Below are 20,848 nucleotides of genomic sequence, written 5' to 3' on the forward strand. Positions count from 1 at the left end.
CTCTTTATCTTCGCGTGACCAGCGCCGACGGCGCTCTACAGACGTGATCACCTCAATTGGATGCTTCGTCATATGACCACTCCTAGTGTTACCACTAGGACTGGCAGTCAGAAGCCCTCTATCGCAAGACGGCCTTCACCGTGGGCTTACCAAGATCTGGAATCGGCGGTCAGTGATCGGATCGCGCAGATGGTGGTCAAGCAGATGATTGATCCGGAATCCGACATCAAAGCTGTTCGACAATCTTCCGCATGATCTCTTGCTGAAGACGGTCAGAAAAGACGTTAAATGCAACTGGGCTCTGCTCTACATCGAAAGATGGTTGACCGCGCCTATGGAAAAGAACGGAGAAGTCATTGAGCGGATGCGTGGTACCCCGCAAGGGGGCGTGGTCAGCCCGATCCTATCGAATCTCTTCCTGCATTACGCGTTTGACGTCTGGATGACCCGGACGCATCCGGATCTACCATAAAGGCCTGGCGCCGGCGAAGATCGGCGGCTACGTCAAACCGACACTGAGGGTGCGGCCGCCGACAACTACACCTTGACGCGTCGCTGGTTGACGCGAATGGCTTTCGCTTGACCCTCCACGCTGGCACGTGCAGCATCGTCGGCCTGATCGATTTCAGGACGAACGCGTGCATCGATCGGGTGGTGATCATGCTCCTGCTCAGGACTCCGATACGTTGAAACGACAACGCCACGGTGCAACAGCTCGTTCATGTCGTGTTACCTCTTCGAAGGCTACAAGCTATCTGGGAAAGACTTACCTTGTAGGGCATTGGCGGAAGGATCGACAATCGAAAAGACAGGCAGAAATCTCGTCTGCAAGGCCGGCCCCAGAAGGGGTCGGAAGGGAAGATCCGTAGGACAGCTCCCGCGAAACCTCTAGAAAAGTCCAGCCTTTTGAGACCTCGCAACCGGCGGAGAGGATGTTGCTGTCCTGCCTCTATTCAACAGACCTCTCCCCCTTTAAGTTCAGTCGGCGAGCGACCCTTGGGCGATCGCTATGCGCCGATCCCGCCCATGCAGACGTATTTCATGGATAAGAAGTCATCCATTCCGTACTTTGAGCCCTCTCGGCCGAAGCCGGATTGCTTGACGCCGCCGAATGGCGCTAATTCGGTGGAAATCAGACCCGTGTTCACGCCAACCATGCCGTATTCCAGCGCCTCTGTGACCTTCCAAACGTTCCTGAGGTCGTTGGCGAAAAAGTAGGCTGCCAAGCCGAATTCCGTATCGTTCGCGAGTTCGATGACTTCCTCGACAGTATCGAACTTGAACACCGGAGCCAGAGGCGCGAAGGTTTCCTCACGCGCAACCTTCATATCCTTTGTGGCACCCGAGAGAAGCGTTGGTTGGACGAACGTGCCTCCGCGAGCATCGCGGTCACCACCAACCACGACAGTCGCACCCTTGGTCACAGCGTCATCGATATGACCATAGAGCTTTGCTACCGCTTCATCGTTGATCAACGGGCCGATCGTCGCCCCGCTCTCAAACCCGTCAAGAACCTGCAAGGCACTCACGCGCATTGCCAGCTTCTCGACGAACCTGTCATGGATCCCGCTCTGTACGTAAATACGGTTCGCGCACACGCAGGTTTGACCCGCGTTACGAAACTTAGAAAGCATAGCCCCCTCGACCGCCTGGTCGAGATCTGCATCGTCGAAAACGATAAACGGCGCATTGCCGCCGAGTTCCAGGCTCAGCTTCATGATCTTCTGGGCGCCTTGCGCCATCAAGATACGGCCAACTTCGGTCGAACCGGTGAAGGTCAGTTTCTTGACGACCGGGTTGGAGCAGACCTCCTCGCCAAACATTCTTGCATTATCCGTCGGGAGGACGCTGAACAAGCCATCGGGTATTCCGGCACGCTCCGCGAGGATCGCCAATGCAAGCGCCGATAACGGAGTCTCGGCAGCAGGCTTGAATACGATCGCGCAGCCGGACGCGAGCGCCGGCGCGATCTTGCGGCACACCATCGCCGACGGAAAGTTCCAAGGAGCGATGGCGGCCACAACGCCAACCGGCTGCTTGATGACAAGCAGTCGCTTGTCGGCCTGGTGACCTGGAATGGTGTCACCATAGACACGCTTGGCTTCCTCACCGAACCATTCGATGTAGGAAGCGCCGTAAGCAATCTCGCCACGCGCTTCCGCCAGTGGCTTGCCCATTTCCGATGTCAGAATTACGGCCAGGTCTTCAGCGTTAGCTACCACCTCTTCGTAGAACTTCCGCATGATCAGCGAGCGTTCCTTCGCCGAAACCTTAGCCCACTTCTTCTGTGCAGCCTTTGCAGCATCGATAGAGGCTCGCACTTCAGCAAGGCCAGCGCTAGGCAAAGAGGCAAGGACGTCCATCGTGGAGGGGTTTAGCACGTTGATGCGTGTGCCGTTTACCCCTTCGCTCGACCACTTTCCTCCAACCAGCATCTGCTCGCGAACGAGAGTCTGGTCCTTTAAACGGCCTAGCAGGGTGCTGGAGATTGCCATGGATCTTCCTTTCTATGCATTGATCATATCTGATTTCGAATGTGTGGTGACCGTGCGTATATCGCGACCATCGGAACGATGAGCAGACCGACGACAGCCTGCTGCGCCGGAAAGTTCAGTCCGAGGCCAACTAGAAGCGAGGTCAGTACAGTCAGGACAAGAACACCGAGCACTGTCGCGCCATAGCCGCCCGCCCCACCAAGAAGCGACGTCCCTCCAATCACCACCGCTGCTACGGTGGTGAAAAGATAAGGGTCGCCCACGCCGACGAAGCCACCACCGGAAAACCCTAGTAGCAGCATGCCCGTGATTGCAGACATGGCACCGCTGACGCTATGGATGACGGTCCAGACCTTGAATTCGGAGATTCCGAGGCGGGCGGCCGCCGTCCGGCTTCCGCCGACGGCGTAAATGCTGCGGCCAAACCAGGTGTTGTACATGAACCATCCAAGCGCGATGGCGACGATAGCCCAGATCACGATGACCGGAGGCAGCGACAGGCCGAAAAACTTTCCGTTGAACGCCGAAATGTTCCTCAGCCATTCGGGTACCGGAGCAAACACTGTACCACCAAACGCCGAGCCGAGTGAGGTGTAGATCTGGACCGCACCGACGGCCGCGAAGCCAACTCCGAGCGACATGATCAGCGCTTGCCCTTGGAGACGGAAGCTCAGGGCGCCATTGGCGGCCCCGACAAGCGCACCGAGGAGCATGACAACCAGCATCGCGAGGGGAGCGGGAATACCTGCGACCATAAGGCTGGGAAGGAGGATGTTCGCGCCTCCAATAATATATGGTATCGAAAGATCGAGCGCACCGACCAGAGCGCACAGGGTCTGGCCAATGGAGGCAAGCCCCAGAAACGCTGCGAGAAGAAGGATTGAACGCGCGTTTTGGGATGATACGAAGCCGGGGACCAGCAATGCACCGAGTGCTAAGAGAGAGGCCAGAAGAACAAAGCCAATGACGATGCTCCGATGAGCCTTGAGCGGGTTAGACTTCTGAGCCGATTTGATTTCGGAATTCATAACTGTCGCGACCATTATCTTGCTCCTTACACAACCGCGCGGCGACTGATGACAAAGACGTTCACGAGAAGTGATCCGACGAGGATTAAGCCGAATGCCATCTGGGTAACGAACCCCGAAACCGTGCCGAAGTTGAAGGTGGAGAGGAGATAGGAGATGAGGAACATGTTGATCGCGCCAAGCGTAGATCCAAGTGCTCCACCACGACCACCGGAGAGGCTCGCACCTCCGAGAACCAGGGCCGTAACAGCCTGAAGGGTGTAGGTGCTGCCCTGCGTCGGATCACCAGAGGAGATCAGCGCCGTGTAGCTGAGGGCGGCAAGTCCAGCGAATGCTCCACCAACAACGTGGGCGATGATGCGGACTGCGTCCACTCGAACGCCGCTCGTATACGCCATGCGCTCATCCGCACCCGTCATGCGAAGGTTGCGGTAAAACATAGTCCCCCTGAGAAGGAGCCATAATGCATACGCTGCAACCAGCAACAGCAAAACAGGTGACATGATGTCGGTCCCCGCCCCCCAGCTAAGCATCCAGTCGGGCGCGACTCCACCCGGTCGGGACATCACCATCAGGTTCAACCCGGAGAGGACAAGAAAACCCGACAGCGTAACGATTATCGGAGCGACACGCACATAAATGATAACCAGCGCCTGGAGTAGCTGGAATGCCGCTCCCAGGCCGACTGCCCATACTATCACTGCGATAGGGTTGGTAATTCCGTTACCCACAAGCCAGGTAATAAGGGTAACGTTGATGAACCCCATCAAGGGGCCAACTGAAAGGTCCACTGCTCCACGACCCGCCATGACAATGGGGGTGAGGGCAAGCGCCGTTAGAATCAAGGGCGTGGCGACAAGGATTGCACCTGCGAGGCCGTTGTTCGTGAATAGCCCGTGTCCGCGTAGGGCAACGGCGACCAAAAGGACAATGAATAGGCCGGCCGGCACGAAGAGGGAACGGTCCTGGGTGATTTGACGGAATGCGATTCCAGACATCATGCAGTCCTTTCCAGATCGAACTCGATGGAGGCGTTTGGCGATTTTCCAAACATTGCGGCCAAGATTGGCTCTTCCGCTATGTCCTCGCCTGCTAGCGACCGGAAAAGCCTTCCAGCAAAGAAGACGTCGACGCGGTCCGCAAAGCCGATGAACTCTTCGATTTCGCTTGATAGATAAATCACGCTGCCACCCTTCTCCGTGAACAGGCGCAGTTCGCGGTAGAGATCGCGCTTCGTTCCGAGGTCGACACCGCGAGCGGGATCGTTAAGGACGATGACGGACGGTTCGTTTGCAAAGGCACGGCCGATCAAAACTTTTTGCTGATTTCCGCCCGACAGTGAGGTGATCTTGTTCGCCGGACTTCCAATCTTAATCCGGAGCCGATCCACCTCGCGTTTGAACATGGGTTTGAGGCCGGCCTTATTGATTATACCAAGAGGACCGAGGTTCTTTCGATAGACGCCGATGGCAAGATTTTCGAAGATGCTCTGCTGAGGGAAGATACCTTCACGCTTGCGGTCGCCGGAAATATACGAGATTCCTGCTTTGGTAGCGTCTTCGAGCGATGCGACCTTTTTCATTCTCTCGGTGCTGGATGACCAGACTTGGACATTACCACCAAAAGGCTGGATGATACCCGCAACGGCGCGTACGAAAGCGTCCTGCCCCTGCCCGTCGAGTCCTGCAACACCGATGATCGCTCCTTTCGGTAGATCGAAATCGAAGGGCGCTGCCGCGCTGTGAGTAACGAGGTCTCTTACCGCTACCACGGCCGGCGCGGCGGCGCCTACTTGCTTTGATTCGTACGCCTTCGCGTCGCTTGCGTTTCGGTCCGCGGGCGTCATCATTGAAAGCAGGTTCTCTTCAGTTATTTCATGCTTCTCGAGCGTACCAATGGTGACGCCGTCGCGAAGGATCGTGGCTCGATCGGCGATGCGGACAAGTTCAGCGATCCGATGCGTTACGATCAGCACGGTCGCACCTTCCCTACGGAGACGATCAATTTCCTCGTGGAGGCGGATCGTGGAATCGAGGTCTAATGCCGCAGACGATTCATCGAGGATGAGGACCTTCGGCCTGCGCAAGACCGCTCGCGCAATAACTATCCATTGCTTGACGCTCAGAGGCAATGCCCCAACGTTCTGATCGAGATCCACGGGCTTGCCGACGAGGCGTTTCAGGATCTCCTCAGCCTCGGTACGCCGACCACTGCCGCCCTGCGAGCGGAAGATGCCGTCGCGCCCGACATACAGGTTTTCCAATACACTGGCCTCGTCGGCCACCAGCACTTCCTGGAAGATCGTTGTCAGCCCGATGCGCTTGGCGTCAGTCGGAGTCGAAATCTCTTCTCCAAGGACCGAAACGCTCCCGGAATCTGGGTGCAACACTCCAGACATGATCTTCGCCATCGTGCTTTTGCCACTTCCATTCTCTCCGACGATGGCGTGCACTTCTCCGGCCCGGGCTTCAAAATCACACTTCTTTAAGGCCTTAGTCTCGCCGAAAGACTTGGCAACATTGATCAACTTGATCGTAGTTTGGTTTTGCATCGGAGATCCTCTAATCCCAACGGCCGCGCGAGGCGGTCCTCCCACAAGAGAAACTTCTGTCCGGTGGCAAGACCCACCGGGCAGAACAGTTTCACTTCGACACAGGCTTCCAGGGATTAGCCGGGCGTTCGAAGTAGTCTGCAGCAATCGCAGCAGGAAACCACCCGTCCGCCTTGGGCTCCACGAAGTCTGTCGAGTTCAAGTCGCAATCTTCTGGTATTGCCGCGCGGACTTCATCGATGGTGTAAGGCAAGACGGGTCGAAGGAAGGACTGAACCTTAGGGCCTTGTCCCTCCAATGTGCGGAGCATGATCTCCCACATCTGTTGCATCTCGCGACGCGGCGGCCAAATATGGAAACTCCTGTCCACAAACTCGGGGTTCTTGCGCCAGTAGCACGCGGCGGAAGCTTCCCCCCCGAGAGTAATCGGGATCATGTCTCGACCTGACTGCAGCATTGCGTTGAGAACGCCGTTCTCTTGGGCCCCCTGCGTGAGGATCCCATCAATCTTCGTCGGGTTCGTCGCAAGAAACTTCTGAACTTCGACCTGGGCCACCTGGTCGGTCCACTTCCCTGCAACTTCACCGACGATCTTTATGTCGGGGTACTTAGCAAGTGCTTCCTTAGCCGCTTTGTCAAAGCTGTCCGAAGAAGCGAAACCGGGAATACCAGAAACGAGAAGGATATTGCCCTTCTTTCCTATTTTTTCCGCCAGCCACGTCGCCATCTCGGCACCGCCCTGCGCGTGATTGGCCGCGCCATTGATGGCGTATGGCGACGTCACGTAGCCCGAAAATGAGAACACCGGCACACCGGCTTTGTAGGCATATTCGATCGTCTGATTAAGAGCCGTGACGTTCGAGCAGCAGATGATGATTGCATCGACGCCTTCGTCCACCATTTGACGCATCTGCTGGATCTGAACGGCGTCTTTAAGATCCGACTGGGTGACCACGACATCAGACACCAGGCCCGCAGCCTTTGATCGCGGTAAAAGATCGCTCATGACCGCATCGAGAGCTGCGGCTCGCCAGGTGTTGCCAGCGTAGCTGCTTGCATAGCCGATCTTCCACGGAGGACCCTTTTTGGGCTTGAAGTCTTTGTAGGCGCTCGCCCCCAATGGAATCTGCGGATCTACAGTTTCATAGATCTTCTTTTCTGTAGCCGGTAGCTGATCGACACCATCCGCGTAAGCGGTTGTCGCCAGGGCGCTAACCGAGATCAGCGCCCCAAGTGTGACATTCAGAATGCACCTCATTGAAGTTCTCCTCCCGAGAAAAGGATCAGGCAACCTTAGACCGGGCTGCTGATGACTGTTGGATCTCCTCAAGAATCGGCAACAGATACTTCCGGAACTCGCTATAGTCCTCAGTAACGGGAAAATGTCCGAGCTTTTCCATTGTCCAAAACTTGGAGCCTTTGACCAGGTCTGCAGCAATCTTGGTATCGGCCGGGGACGTGTTTGGATCGTATTCGCCCGTGAGGAAGTATAGCATACATTTCGACGTATCGATTTTGCTGGCTTCTTCTGGCGACACATCGTGGTCGTAGTAGTAGTAATAAAGATCACCCGCGAAGATTCCCGGTCCACCGCAGCTGTATTCCCACTGGATTTCACGGACATTCGCTTCTGGCGAGTACGGTGAGATATTCAGCATCATCGCCGCACCGATGGAGGTGCGATTGACGTTTGGATTGTCGAACTCCCTGCGGATGCCAGCCATACCGACGTCGACGTACTCCGCCGCCGAGCGCAACGCACCTTCGACCGAGATCGTGGCGCGGAAGTTGTCCGGATAGTTCGATGCCAGGTCGATCGCGAGATGGCCGCCCATGGAGCTGCCCAAATAAACGGGGCGGTCTAGGTCGAGCGCTTTTGAGAGTTCGAGCTGGAAGTCCATCATGAACTTCTTGGTCATGTTGTATTCCTTCTCCCACCAGCGAACGCCGTAGGGGGGAAGGGACTTGCCGTGATACGGCAGATCGAACGCGATGACGCGAAAATTTTTCGTCACGTCGGAATCGCAAAGCATATGACGGTATTGGCGACCGTCGGACCCTGCCGTATGACCGACGAGAAGCGGAATCCCCTGGCCCGCTTCTTCGTAATAGACGCGGTACTCGATACCTTCTACGGTGAGATAGAGATAACGGCCGATAATGGGGTCAAACTTGGTCATGCTGCTGCTCCTTCAGAACGGGCATTGCGCATCAGGGTGGTCATGCGGTTGAGAGCAGGCAGATACGCGAAGGTTTCGTTGTTACTGCTAAGGTAGAGGCCATGCTTGATGTTTGATGACTGCAAGCACTGATAAAACGGCAAGGGTTTGTGCTGAAGCAGCGCCTCCCACTGTGAACCGGTCCCGCGTATGACGATAGTGCACTTGTCGTCGTCGTATTCGGCCTCTTCCACCTTTAGCAACGTACCGTCCTCGAAATGAAGCGCTACACTGCGGGTAGGGAAATCGCATTTTAATATACCGTTAAGATAACGAGTTTCGCGCTTGAACTCGAAATCCTCCCGCACGAATTCTATGAATTTCTTGAGATCTATCGCCATTTTAGGCTCCTCCCTTGTTGATAAGCGCTGAGAACTCCGCGCATGTTGTACATGCCCCCTCACGGGACAGCACATTCTCAAATGCCCATTTCGGTGAATACTTCCTGGGCATGCCTGAAACTGTCGATGCCTGCTGGCACACCAACGTAGATAGCCACCTGAAGGAAGATCTCCTGGATCTCCTGTTTCGTAACACCGTTGTTGATGGCGCCGCGGATGTGGCCTCTGAGCTCGTGCGGTCGGTTTAAAACCGCTATCATTCCAAGGTTGAGGATCGATCGAGCGCGACGGTCGAGGCCAGGTCGGTTCCAGATATTGTCCCAACAATACTCGGTGACGAGTTCCTGCATCGGCCAGGTGAAGTCGGTCGCCTTTCCGAGGGCCGCATCAACGTAAGCGTCCCCCATCACCTGCCGACGAGTAGCAAGTCCGCGCTTGAACTGCTCCGATGGAGCTGTTCGCTCGCCGGCCTTAGGCCCCTTATCTTTCCTGTCCAAAGTGGCCATTGGGTTTCGCTCCCTTCATCATATTTGACAGATTATCAGACAATTTTCAACTGTCAGTTTGGCGTAGTTTTTCGCGGTCAGGCCTGATCTTTCACGAACTGCGCAATTTTCGTATGGTCGACATCGGGGCCTAAAGCATGCCGAGCAGCATCCCAGGCATCAGCGGTACCGGCCAATGTCGGCAGCTGGAGATTGAGCGCCTTCGACAAGTCCGCTGCAATCCTAATGTCTTTCGCCATAAGCCCCAAAGCAAAACCAGAGCCAAAAGTCTCCGAGAGGATGAACTGCTTCATCTTCACTTCTGTTGCGTTGTTCTTGCCAGACGACGAGTTGAGAATATCGACGATCGTTCTAGGATCGAGACCAAACGTTCGGCCAAGAAGAACGCCTTCGATAGCTGCCAGAACCCCGGCTCCCGATACGAAATTGTTGATGGCTTTCATGGCGTGCCCTGAGCCGATCGGGCCTGTCCTAAAAATCTGGCCGCCCATGGCGCACAGGATGGGATCAGCTTGATCGATATCGTCAGAAGCACCGCCTGCCATGATAGTAAGAGAGCCTTCGACGGCTCGCTTCACTCCGCCTGACACGGGAGCATCGACCAGCCGCAAGCCCTTCTGATGCAAGCGTTCTGCGAGCTCACGAGTATCATTGGGCGCCGATGAGCTCATGTCGATGACAAGCGCGTCAGCACTCAGGGATTGCCAGGCCCCATCCTTGAAGAGCGCGTCTTGAACAACCTTGCCGTTGGGAAGCATGGTAACCGCAACATCGGCCCCATTGAATGCTTCCGCTACCGTCTCTGCCGGAACGCCGCCGACGGCCGCGAACCTTTCCCTAGCCTCGGCCGATAGATCAAAGCCAGTGACTTCGAATTGAGCCGACAACAGATGTTGTGCCATCGGCCCGCCCATTGCGCCGAGACCAATAAAGGCGACGCGCAGATTTTTTCGTGGTGACAACGTCCCGCTCCCGAATGTGAGGCAAGCACAATCAGCTACCTCCGTTAGTGAGGAGTAGTTAACGACCTATCAGACAATCTGTCAATCGGAAAATTCATGCTTGGGCCGGCCCTCCCTCGCTACGACGCCAATTTTGCCGTCGCTTCTTCAATCACCTCACTTAAAATGACCGTGCAAGCAGCACCCATCTTATCGTCCGATGGACACCAGAGAGGTTGTTGCGTTGTCAAAAGCACCGTGCCCTGAAGGATTTAATTACACCCGGCCACCTCCAGCATCAGACAATCTGTCAATTTTCGGAAAATCTTATGGCATCAGCCTGAGGTGTTGTTGCGCAGGTACTCGAGTGCGACTTTCGCAGCCATATCAATGTGGTGCTTACAAGCGGCCGCAGCCCTGGGTCCGTTGCGATTTTGGATCGCTTCGGCAATCTCTTTGATTTCTGCAATGCTATGTTTGAGGCGCCCCGGTTGTGTCATCGAAGTCATGCGCAGAAGATTGATCCGGTTGTGCAGCGATGTTAGCATTTGCCTGACGAAGACGTTTTTGCTGCCATCCATCAAGCAGTCATAGAAGGCGTTTTTGGCAGCGATGAGCCTGTGTCCCACGCCGCTTTCCGCCGACGCTTCGAATTCTCTAACGGCATCTTGCAAAGTGGCAATATCTTCCGCCGTTCCATTTTCGGCGAACTGCTGACCAGCAAACCCCTCGAGCAGCGCGCGGACGGTGTAGAGCTGAGCGGCCTCCTCATAGGTTATGATACTGACAACTGGACCCTTGTGGGGGAAGCTTGTGATCAATCCCTCTGCCTCAAGCTGCCGAAGCGCTTCACGGACGGACGTGCGACCCACGCCGATCATTTCGCAAAGCTCGCGCTCGACGAGCCTTTGCCCCGGCTTGAACTTGCCCGTCGCAATAGCCTGTCTGAGCCTTTCTTCGACTTGCACTCGAAGAGAGGCATTTTGCCGAGCGACCTGCAGCTCCACATCTACCATGATCAATGTCCTACGTAGCACTAATGAATTTGAGCTAAATATATGGCTGCTTCGCGGGGAACTTTCAATCAGATTGTCTGATGAGCGGTCATTAGCAACTATTCTAGAGGATTGAGCCCGCTGTGTAGAGGTCGGCTTCCCGATCCATGAGGAACCGATCGGTTGGCGCGCCATAAGTGGAAATTCTAGTCCAAATGGCCTAGTTCAATTGGTGTCCTGATGGCCGACAATGTCCGCCCGCCGATTTCTCAAAACCAGCCACGGTTGCGACCCTGATCGACGAGGTGTCCACGGTCACCGACACCACCGCATCTTCCAGGAGCACCCGTTCGACTAAGGGCCGGGTGCAGCTTGGCAATCGGCAAAAGCCGCATCAGCAGACGATAGTGGTTCCGATCGCGCTTCCAGTCCGGAGGCGGCATCGATCTTGAGCACCTCAAGATCCGCCATCTTTCTTCGCCTGCCAGCCTGGCTCGTACTTGCGCTATCGCTCCCGCGATTCCCATTCTAACCACTTTTCTCTCTGACCATCTCTCTTGAAAAATTGTAACCTTCGTGCTACATATCTAGTGCAATCTGTAGTGCGAAGGTGACAAATTCCGACACCTCACAACGCTCCGGCCGCTGTGCGGCGCGCGCTGCGCAAACTGGGCGCAGACATCCACGACGCACGTCGACGTCGCCGCCTGCCTATGGCGGTAGTAGCCGAACGTGCCTTCACCTCACGCTCAACGCTTCAAAAGATCGAGGCCGGCGACACCAATGTCAGCATCGGCATCTATGCAGGCGTCCTCCAGGCACTCGGCCTGCTAGATGGGCTGAGCCAAGTCGCCGACATCCGTAACGACAGCGTCGGCCAGTCTCTGGCCAATGCAGAGTTGCCCAAGCACGCTCACCCAAGGCGATCACCGGGATCGTCACGCGATGGCTGATTTCGAAGTTCATCTCGACCTTCACGGCCGCACACGTCCCATCTGGCCCGGAGCAATCGCGCCCGTGGTGCCGAAACAATCGTGTTTGAGTATGATCGTGCCTGGCTCGAGGACCCCGGCCGCTTCTCGCTGCAGCCCGCTCTAGCTCTGAGCTGGGGAGAAAAATCACGGCTTTCTGTGGCTCAATAAAGCCAGCTGGTCGTTGTCCCCTGCCTATGACCTCAATCCAGTGCCTACGGATGTCAAGGCGCGCGCGCTGACGACAAACATTGATCTTGATGAAGGCACCTGCTCCCTTGACCTGCTGGAAGAAGCTGCAGGGCTCTACGCCCTAACGCTCGCCGAGGCTCGCGCGATCATTAAGGAAGTCGCGACACCGCAAGGTGGCGCGAGACCGCAAGGTGGCGCGAGACCGCCAAGGCGGTCGGTGCGCGGTCAGCCGAGATCAACCGTATGGCCAGTGCGTTCGATCACGATGATTTGCAGCGAGCGCCAGCCCTATGACGAGAGCCTTCCTCCACAGTTTCAATCCGCCCTCTGCCGGCCCGATCACTGAACCGGATTACGGCATCGTTGCGTTGTAAAGGACGGATGTCCAATGGCAATTTTCCGATCTGCGGTCCTGGCTGAATTTGCGATGGAATTGTTTCAAGCGCCTCCGTGACCAACGAGCGAAAACCAATAATTATGTGATTCGGTGAGATCGAGACGCTACTCTACGAACAAACTATGTCACTGCCAGCGGATCCTCAATCACATCGACGATCGATGGCTGGCCAAGCACGTCCGCGAAGCGCTGTAGCATGGCAACAGTACTCGATGACATCTCCGCCCTGGAGCCCGGGATATAGCAAGCGGCTGCATAAGCGAGTTGCCGTTGCCTCGGTTCCGTTAGCAACAGCGGCAGCGTCTCCATTGCTTGCTCCGGCTCAAAGGTGACGATAGCCGTCTGCACGCGAGTGATTTCGGCCAAATGATCAGCGCTTAGTGAGCGGAAGGGCTCGTCCTCGGTCAGCACCCGTGACCAGCGCGCCAGGCGGTCGCGTCGGATCCCGCCACGATCGCTCACCAGGAGTACGACCATACGGATGATGGCATCGGCGAGTCCGCCGATCGCGATCCTCCTGAGCGCATTGGCGATGTCCGGCTGCCATCTCATATCGTCAAGTGTCGTCCCTTTGCGGTATGCTTCGTGGGGATTGTCAAAATATCGCTGCCAAGGGTTGTTCCAGATCATGTGAAACGCGAGCTCATAACCCATGTCGCGCCAGTCGCGCATGACCACGATCGCCTGTTCGACAGCCTTGAAATAGAGCGCTTCCGCAGCCAGGAAAGGATTTTCCGCTGCTGCGTTCGCCCGGGAGTTCCGTACCTGCTCTGAAATTGACTTATAGCCAACCATGATCGGATTCTGAGAAGACAGAAGCGATCGCTCCAGCCGCTTTGGATGGAACATTCGGCTGGCGTCTGCTGAGATGTCTGTGACCGCGGCCTGCACAAAGGGGCGGGCAACTGTGTGATAGATCTGCGCTTGCAGTTCAGAGACGCGGGCGACGGCAGCGAAGGGACCTCCATCGTCATGGCCATCGTTAAACTCACGGATATTCTCGAAGGTGCGCTCGATCAGTTCAACACTATAGCTCTTGTGTCCAGCATCTTCTTGAATGTCCGTGATGCGCATCTCGTAAAGGCCAGGCAACAACGCCTCAATTGCCTCGAGCGTGCTTGCAACCTCATTGTATTCTTTGTTGATTACTCTCGAGGAAACGAATGTACCGAGGTGACCGACGTCGTTGTGTACCATATAAATAATGTGCTGGCCGAGAAGGCGGATTTCCTCCTCGTTGTCATAGATTTCGGGGATCCAATTCAGCGCCTGCTGCGGCGGCGTTACATTGTCGCCATGACTGGCAAATATGATAATAGGCGCCCTGATCTTCTTAAGGTCGAAATGCCGCCGGTCCGGCTCCCCATACGCCTTGTTGTGCGCCAGTCGATTACCAACAAAGAGGTGCTCAACTATCCAGCGGATCTCGTCTCCCCGCATCAGGCAGAAGCCGCCCCACCACTTCTCAGCCTTAAGGAAGGCTTCGCTCGCCGCATCCACATCTCGGAACAGTTCGACATACTTCATGAATAACTGGCGCTCGGGATTGAGCGTTTCGAAATTCTGTACGAGATGGGCGCCGTCGAAGATGCCTCCGCCCAGATCTGACAAAAACATGGTTATCCAAGCTCCCCCGAAGAGGCCCGCCATGTAGCGGAGGGTATTTTCACCGATATTTCCCGAGGTAGGTGTCACCGGCGATCCGTTGAGGATGATCGGGCCAGCTAAGTCGAGATTTGTCGCAACCATCAGAAGGGTAGCCCAGCCAGCTTGGCAGTTGCCGACTACGACTGGAAGGCGGGCAAGCGGATGCAGGCGCATGACCTCACGAACAAAGGCCGCTTCCGCATACGTGACATTAGAGAGATACTGCCCCCCCTCTGGCTCTCGGCGGAAGGACACCAAATAAACCGGGTGACCTTCCCGGAACGCTACGCCGACCTGGCTGTCTTCTTTGTGGCCACCGACGCCGGGACTATGTCCGGCGCGCGGGCAAATGATTATGAAGGGGCGCTTCGTGTCATCGACGTTAACACCTTGGGGCGGGATCATTCGAAGTAACACGTAATTGGATTTCAAGGGCAGATCGTTTCCATCCATAACTGTCTCGTAGTCGCAGAAGAAAACCGGCGGACAGCCTGCCGCTTCATGTTCGAGGAAGATGTCGCCGCGCTGTCGGAGAAGATCCATGCACAATATGGCGCGCTCACTAGCGTCGCGCAGGTATTCCGCCCAAGCGTAGCCCAAATTCCCATTGCCGTGCACCTCGCGTAGACTCTCGGCAAGACGTTCGGCCTCAGTAAAGAGCTTTCCCTGGCGGGTAGAGTGGCTGTCGCACATGACTTGCACGCGGCGCAATAAGGCAACCTGCAGAATTTTAGCGGTTTCAGCGCCCGCTTCCGCCAAGCGTTGGAACATCGGGAATAGACTTTGGGTCACTTGGCTCTCCAGTTCCGTGGATGGCGCTTCAATCCACCGGAGCGGGTTTAGAGATGTAAGAATATCCGCCATCGTTTCAACTCCTCTATGGTTATGATCCCGTACGCATACATACGTGCCAGATCGATCGTGCTTCCGTCTGGCGAGGTGCTCGGTAGGCAATGCCGACGCCTAGGAAAGCAGTTTGACGACTTCCGACCCCAACGAGTTACCGCCGCATTCATCCCCTGCAATGTCTATGCCAAGCACTGGGTCAGCCAGCTACGCCGGGAGAGGGGCAGCAAGCTCGTCGCCAGGGAATGCCACACAAAGTCTTCATTCAGCCTGGATCAGCAGTTTCTCCCAGCTCGTTGGAGACTATCGGAGGACAGGAGGTGATGGATTCGCCTGCGGTGTGGGATCCCACCAACTAGGATGTTTCAGCGGCCGTCCGCGTGGCTTTGGTTGGGGCTAAGGCTGGTGGTGGCATGGTTTATAGACGATGCCTTCTGTCTGACGCTCACCGATGACGGCAGTCTTCATCCGGTCGCAAAGCACTCCCGCGGAGCGCCGCCGAGAGCCTCGAAGGCCGCGATGTGGAAACGCAGGCCGGTCATCTCATGCATGACGAAGCGTGCCCAGATGGGACGGCTATGACCCGGCACTATCGTGAACTGCCAGATGATCCTCGGCGCCAGTTAAAGTGCCGATCGCGTGACACCGCCATTTTCGCTGGCGTTAGTGTTGGTCAGGTTTACAGCAGATCACCGATAACAGTGGACAGGTTAAACGGAACGATTCCGATCTCACCACGCGGCATCCTGTCGAGCAAGTCGACCGTGCGGGCAAAGGTTTCGACTTGCTGAAAGGCGTAATCAGGGTCGAGCCGGTCCAAGCCTCCGCCCGGCAAGACCTGGCAAAGATAGTCCGGTATCGGACAGCTTGATATCGTCGGAATTCCTGATGCGTATAATGGCTGTCCTTCGCCCAACATCACCTGCGCCGCCGCTGGGGCGACTATCAGCGCGCGTACCTTTTTGCGCCCGCGTGCGGCAGCGATGTACACGCCACTCATCGACTTATTACTGGTATAGATCAAATCGAGTTCCGGCTTCCCGGTGGGCGCGGGGTGCCCTTTTGCAAAGTCATCTCGCCACTCGGTACATCCAAGATGCTCAATCGTAGCTCCTGCAACGGCTTTAGCATGGCCGGGTTTGCCGTCCCACAATTCTGGATGCATTTCGAGCCAGGTCGCCGTCGCCTGATTCCCGTGGCGGCCGAACTGGGCAAGCTGGAAATGACCCGTGACGAGTACGAAGACGAGGCTTCGGTTGCGGGCAGATTTCGGTAGCGAGGAGAAATAATGCGCCAGAGCGAGTACCCCAGCACCGCCGTTCTCTTCGCACGCATTAGGTCCATCGGTGTGGGTGTTGATGATGATTGTCTCAAGCAGGTTGCAGCCCGGCAAAACCGCATAAATCGTATCGGTCGCAACGTCTTCCAACGTGCCATCCAAGGTCAGGCGACCGCTCAAACCGTGCTTGATCGCGGCTTTGATCCGCTCTCCTTCAGATTGCGCCACCCATATTGCAGGTAAGCCCCAATACGGTGTGGTGAATGGCAGCACCTGCCCCTTCAACTGCACTTCCGAGACGCCTTCGAAAATGCAAACGACGGCTAAAACCCCTGCTTCACGCGCCTTGTCGATCGGTACGCCAAGCAAACCGGTGATAAGCGGCGTGGTTACGGCTTTGGGAAAGTCTATGCCTTCCGGCAGGCTGCCGCGTCGATTGGTCACCAGTTCGAGGAATGCCGCCAGATCCCGACGCTTTACCGTCACCACCGCAATTTTGCCGCGGGCTTTCTCAAACGCCTGAACCCGACCGTTGAAAAGAACCATCTTACCCGAGATACCGCCGGGAGGTGTAAGCCCGGAATACGGGAACGGCGCCGCTACCTCAATTACTTCACCATTTGACAGTTTGAACGCGGTGGTTCGTGGCATCCACCGGCGCATCGTGAGTTGATCGCGCTTCACCTCAAGGCCCATCCCTCTCAACTCACCAGCAAGATAATCGATTGCCCGTGCTTGCGCCGGGCTGCCGGTCAATCGGGGGCCGAAACTGTTGAGCCTTTTGATCCAACTCCAAAGTTTCCGCTGATCAGGGAGTGCGGGGATGGACGGCTTTCGCTGCTCACTGAATCCGGTGCTGGGAAAAGCCGGGAATACGATCCCGGCGAGAAGAGCAGTGAGCCCAACAGTCGAAAAATCTCTTCGTTTCAAGACTAACCTCCGCGCCTCTCTATCACGATACCTATGGCCGCACGCCGCCCGTGTCCTTGCAAATCCAGTGCCATTAAAAGCACACGTCTAATCTTCAGTTTTGAATTGAACGCGCAGTCTGAATCGGTTTTGGACCGCGTGCGAAGTCAATGCAGCTTTCGGACAGACTCCGCGCAAGCATCTGAAGTGGTTGAAGAGTCACTTTACTGATCTAGGAACGCGTCGTTGGTTCAATGCCTTTAAGAGCGACTTTATCTTGAGCCTAGTCTCGGGTCGGCCAAAAACCTTTGCCTGCTTGCAGACGACCATCAGTCGCCGAATGCAGCGGCAAGACTGTAAACTGTTGACCACGATAGGCGCTGCGCGTTGGACCTTTGTCACAACAACCTATCAAAACCCTCTATTTTATCCGGCGGACTTTCATTGCCGCCAAGGTTCTGGAGCTAGCGGCAAATCAGCCCCGACTGCCAATCTATTCGATGCTTGCGTCGCTGATAGTGATGCTGGCGCCCGAACCGCCGCCTGTTTGAGGCTCCAGCCGGATAATGACGGTCTGTGGCTGACGGCAAGACGGGTCATCGGGCAAGGGAAACCCAAATCGTTGAGGCTTTGCCCCGTCCAATACCGAAAACGCCTTGTTCGGAAAAATACCAAACCTACCAATTTCGCGAACGTTACTGCCGCAGTCAAGCGAAACGACCGTCGTCACTGGTCCTGAAGTCGACGGTTCATAACCAGTGACAGTAAGGACGACCCGCGCACTGGTATCAGCCGATGAGTGGACTGCTCTGCTCGATATGGTTATCGTCGCGGGCTTACTGGTCGTTGCCCGCATGTCGCTCTCGTTAGCTTGAACCGGGCTGACGATGCGCAGCATCGATAATGCCGCCGCACGAATAGCGATAAGCACCCAACGATGATAGCGCATCGATGTCTCCACAACCCAGCCAGTCCGGATGTTAGGCGGACACTATGGCTATTTCTAGCTTTGCGGGCTCTACGGCGCCGGGTTTGCCCGCTCCCGATCCGACAGGAATGAGCTGCAGGTCGATGGCCTCGCCATCCGTCTGCCCCCTTCCGCCGTAAACCCGCTGGATCGCGTCCGTCAGATCGAGGACGAAGGATGGTTTGCGATGATGGTCGCCGTCATGACCGAGAACGGCGAAAGAACCGACGTAATGGGGATCGGTGACGGGCGTATCGGCCTTAAGGTCGTTCTTGCCGAGAAACACCCGAACGCTGGTCGTGCTGGCACTGGTGATCTCGACATCGCGCAGGAATGCCAGCACACGAGGAGCGGAGGCCGCCTGCTCCTGTGCCGCGCCGAAATCCATTGTATCCATGCCGGATGGCAGAGGCGGTTGGCGGACGATCTCCTGCAATGCGCCCGCCGGGATCTTGATCGGCAGCGAAAGCGGCACGTTTTCCGTTGCCGCCTTGCTGTTGTCCGTGGAGGTGGTCGTCACGCCGGCGACTGCAGCATCGGTCGCCGTCGCCGCGATCACGGACGTGAGTTTATCGTTCAGGGCCAGCGTTTTGGCGCTCGCCGCCGCGACCTTGAAGTAGGTCCGGAAACCATAATTGTATCCGAGTTCCTCTGGAACATAAAGGTCAGAGACCTTCGGGGACCAGAAGTTGCCGTCGACATCGTAAAAATTGTCGGTGAACGGCATGTCGGCCCAGAGCCGATCCGTGCTGTTGGCGTTGCGCAAATTCCACGTCGCCCAGATGCGGTCGATGTTGCAATGATGCATGAAGAAGATCGGATCGCGGGGCGACGACATTTCCGGCATCCAGCCACCGATATTGTTGTGCACCTGATTGTGCGGTGTGTATTCCAGCGTCCCCTGCGTGCCGCTGCTGGTGGTGACCCAGGAAGGATCGAGTGAGTTCTGTCCCTGGGGGCGGGTGGTGCCGAAGACCTCGTATGGCTTCGCCGTTAGGATGGTGTTGAGAACCTGTGGCCCAACTATATTGTCCGGCATCGGCTGCGTGATTGGCCAGGTGCGCGACGAAACATAAAGTGGATTGTCCTTGCCGTCGGGCGTCTTTTGCATTGTGAACACTTCGGGCAGGTACGGATTGTCGGTCCAGTCCCAGAACGGCATAGCGAAATCGTTGTTCTTGGTCACGTGCCGAACGATGCGCTCGTACATAGCCGTATAGGCCCTGTGCCACGGCAGGAAATACCAGTTGCCATGCGGGCAGTATTTGACGACGTCACCGCTGCCGTGAATTTTCGAGAGGTTGACCCAGTTGAATTTGTCGCTGGCGGGAAGGGCGTTGAGAAGGCGCACTGCGTCGCGATAGGTCTCGATGATCGGGTCGTTCCAGGCCAAGCCCTGCAGTGAGCGCCGCCAAGGGATTGACGGTATCTGCGCGAAGGCTTTTGTCCCCGGTAGGCCGCTGGCGAGCAGGCCTGCTGCAATGACGCCACCCTGAACGATGACATGTCTGCGTGTGATGCTCATCTTACTCTCCCTTGGATTTGAATTGTCCTTCGCCAAGATTAATGCCGCTTTTAGGACGGTTCCGCGCCGTCTGGGCGCGGGAGCAGTGGGCAATTCGCACCACCATAGAGCTTGCGTTGGCTCTTTCTGAGTTTCGGTGAATCGGCGGCACGAGAAATGAAGCAAGCGACGTGCCACTCGAAAATGCAGCGTAAAATGCGAGCTAAAAACGCTACTACCGATCGTCTTCCTGCATTCCAGTTGGAATCCAGATTCCGGAAAACTTAGTATCGCATTCCATGATCGTTCGAGCGACGGCTTGCCGACCAGCCACGGCAAGCACGTTCGGTTGCGAAAACCTCAAATGATCAAGCTGAAACAGTTGTTCAGACCGGTGAGAGGGCCCAAGATGCTGAAAACGCCCTGTGCGACGATAGAGAAGCACGCATCTCGAACAGGCTTTCGCTATCGGACCCCCAGCAATGACGGAGCCGTAGCCCGCTCGCTCTCAAATTCAAAACTGCGAAGCAGGCACCACTCCGTGGCTTGACGGTGCGTAGAGCAGAGCGGGACAAACCGATTGTCGTGATCTCGACAAATGCGACAAAGGGCGGCGGCTGTCCGACATTTGCGAGAATAGCGGCGGGATCTCCGCGCGGGAACAACGGGCTCACCAAGTGATCCCACTTTCAGTCCCATTGTGCCCACTCATTCGGGCTTACTGTCGGACCCTATCGAGACCTCGCCGCAGCTGCGAAGCCCCACTCATATCCGTTTGAATTTGGCATCAAGGCTTGACGCTTGCCGTCCACACGGGGCAATTCGGGCAGTGTATTAGCCTGCTGTCCCGCTCGTTTCCTGACCCGACATCACAGCGGGGCAGGCCGATTTGGGGATCATCGCTCATTTGGGCCATGGTCTCAAGCGTCATATACCTGGCGCGTTGAACGGCCCATTCATCATTCTGTTCGAGCAGCAATGCACCGACGAGACGGACGATGGCTTCGTCGTTCGGAAAGATGCCGACGACCTCGGTGCGTCGCTTGATTTCGCCGTTGAG

General features: G+C 56.3%; 17 protein-coding genes and 2 pseudogenes. 2 read left to right on the plus strand and 17 right to left on the minus strand.

From position 1 onward, the window contains the following. Nucleotides 1-259: 259 nt before the first annotated feature. Complete coding sequence (locus CO666_RS32045) at nucleotides 260-472, plus strand: hypothetical protein (protein ID WP_016737422.1); 213 nt, start codon at nucleotides 260-262, stop codon at nucleotides 470-472. A 65-nt stretch (nucleotides 473-537) separates the two neighbouring features. Here the strand turns inward: CO666_RS32045 and CO666_RS32050 are convergent, their stop codons facing one another. From CO666_RS32050 to CO666_RS32100, 11 genes are all read right to left on the minus strand, one after another. After that, nucleotides 538-723, minus strand: coding sequence for a hypothetical protein (locus CO666_RS32050; RefSeq protein WP_004668636.1), 186 nt, complete (start codon nucleotides 721-723; stop codon nucleotides 538-540). Nucleotides 724-1,007: 284 nt separating this feature from the next. Further along, nucleotides 1,008-2,495, minus strand: coding sequence for an NAD-dependent succinate-semialdehyde dehydrogenase (locus CO666_RS32055; protein WP_008534338.1), 1,488 nt, complete (start codon nucleotides 2,493-2,495; stop codon nucleotides 1,008-1,010). A 23-nt stretch (nucleotides 2,496-2,518) separates the two neighbouring features. Continuing rightward, nucleotides 2,519-3,538: an ABC transporter permease gene (locus CO666_RS32060; protein WP_004668632.1), complete on the minus strand. Its 1,020-nt coding sequence runs from the start codon at nucleotides 3,536-3,538 to the stop codon at nucleotides 2,519-2,521. An 11-nt stretch (nucleotides 3,539-3,549) separates the two neighbouring features. Continuing rightward, nucleotides 3,550-4,524, minus strand: coding sequence for an ABC transporter permease (locus tag CO666_RS32065; RefSeq protein ID WP_008534336.1), 975 nt, complete (start codon nucleotides 4,522-4,524; stop codon nucleotides 3,550-3,552). Next, nucleotides 4,521-6,074 carry a sugar ABC transporter ATP-binding protein gene (locus CO666_RS32070; RefSeq protein WP_004668627.1) on the minus strand — a complete coding sequence of 518 codons (1,554 nt, stop codon included), beginning with the start codon at nucleotides 6,072-6,074 and terminating at the stop codon, nucleotides 4,521-4,523. Before CO666_RS32070 ends, CO666_RS32065 begins: the two co-directional genes overlap by 4 nt. Before the next feature lie 91 nt (nucleotides 6,075-6,165). Further along, nucleotides 6,166-7,332 (minus strand): ABC transporter substrate-binding protein, encoded by a 1,167-nt coding sequence (locus CO666_RS32075; RefSeq protein WP_004668626.1) that lies wholly within the window; start codon nucleotides 7,330-7,332, stop codon nucleotides 6,166-6,168. Nucleotides 7,333-7,357: 25 nt separating this feature from the next. Beyond that, nucleotides 7,358-8,254, minus strand: coding sequence for an alpha/beta fold hydrolase (locus CO666_RS32080; RefSeq protein WP_004668623.1), 897 nt, complete (start codon nucleotides 8,252-8,254; stop codon nucleotides 7,358-7,360). Further along, nucleotides 8,251-8,634, minus strand: a complete 384-nt coding sequence (locus CO666_RS32085) for a hypothetical protein (protein ID WP_004668622.1) — start codon at nucleotides 8,632-8,634, stop codon at nucleotides 8,251-8,253. Before CO666_RS32085 ends, CO666_RS32080 begins: the two co-directional genes overlap by 4 nt. A 77-nt stretch (nucleotides 8,635-8,711) precedes the next feature. After that, nucleotides 8,712-9,140: a carboxymuconolactone decarboxylase family protein gene (locus CO666_RS32090; RefSeq protein WP_170967874.1), complete on the minus strand. Its 429-nt coding sequence runs from the start codon at nucleotides 9,138-9,140 to the stop codon at nucleotides 8,712-8,714. A 77-nt stretch (nucleotides 9,141-9,217) separates the two neighbouring features. After that, nucleotides 9,218-10,102 carry an NAD(P)-dependent oxidoreductase gene (locus CO666_RS32095; protein WP_004668614.1) on the minus strand — a complete coding sequence of 295 codons (885 nt, stop codon included), beginning with the start codon at nucleotides 10,100-10,102 and terminating at the stop codon, nucleotides 9,218-9,220. A gap of 314 nt (nucleotides 10,103-10,416) precedes the next feature. After that, on the minus strand, nucleotides 10,417-11,097 hold the full coding sequence (locus tag CO666_RS32100; RefSeq protein ID WP_004668612.1) for a GntR family transcriptional regulator: 681 nt from the start codon (nucleotides 11,095-11,097) through the stop codon (nucleotides 10,417-10,419). Nucleotides 11,098-11,693: 596 nt separating this feature from the next. Here CO666_RS32100 and CO666_RS32105 point away from each other — a divergent pair. Continuing rightward, a complete protein-coding gene (locus tag CO666_RS32105) occupies nucleotides 11,694-12,029 on the plus strand; it encodes a helix-turn-helix domain-containing protein (protein ID WP_026188835.1) in 336 nt (111 codons plus the stop codon). A gap of 727 nt (nucleotides 12,030-12,756) precedes the next feature. On the opposite strand, the gene CO666_RS32115 is transcribed toward CO666_RS32105, so the two are convergent. From CO666_RS32115 to CO666_RS32140, 6 genes and pseudogenes are all read right to left on the minus strand, one after another. After that, nucleotides 12,757-15,147, minus strand: coding sequence for a DUF3141 domain-containing protein (locus tag CO666_RS32115; protein ID WP_011053336.1), 2,391 nt, complete (start codon nucleotides 15,145-15,147; stop codon nucleotides 12,757-12,759). A 402-nt stretch (nucleotides 15,148-15,549) separates the two neighbouring features. Next, nucleotides 15,550-15,743 (minus strand): annotated as a pseudogene (locus tag CO666_RS32120) (IS21 family transposase); the annotation flags it as partial. 65 nt (nucleotides 15,744-15,808) lie between these two features. Then, on the minus strand, nucleotides 15,809-17,338 hold the full coding sequence (locus tag CO666_RS32125; protein ID WP_004668604.1) for a zinc-binding metallopeptidase family protein: 1,530 nt from the start codon (nucleotides 17,336-17,338) through the stop codon (nucleotides 15,809-15,811). 472 nt (nucleotides 17,339-17,810) lie between these two features. Next, on the minus strand, nucleotides 17,811-18,266 hold the full coding sequence (locus CO666_RS32130; RefSeq protein ID WP_004668602.1) for a hypothetical protein: 456 nt from the start codon (nucleotides 18,264-18,266) through the stop codon (nucleotides 17,811-17,813). A gap of 31 nt (nucleotides 18,267-18,297) precedes the next feature. Further along, nucleotides 18,298-19,809 carry a tyrosinase family protein gene (locus tag CO666_RS32135; RefSeq protein ID WP_004668600.1) on the minus strand — a complete coding sequence of 504 codons (1,512 nt, stop codon included), beginning with the start codon at nucleotides 19,807-19,809 and terminating at the stop codon, nucleotides 18,298-18,300. Nucleotides 19,810-20,665: 856 nt separating this feature from the next. Next, nucleotides 20,666-20,848: pseudogene (locus tag CO666_RS32140) on the minus strand (transposase); the annotation flags it as partial.

Origin of the sequence: Rhizobium chutanense, assembly GCF_002531935.1 — a bacterium.
Taxonomy (GTDB): Bacteria; Pseudomonadota; Alphaproteobacteria; order Rhizobiales; family Rhizobiaceae; genus Rhizobium; species Rhizobium chutanense.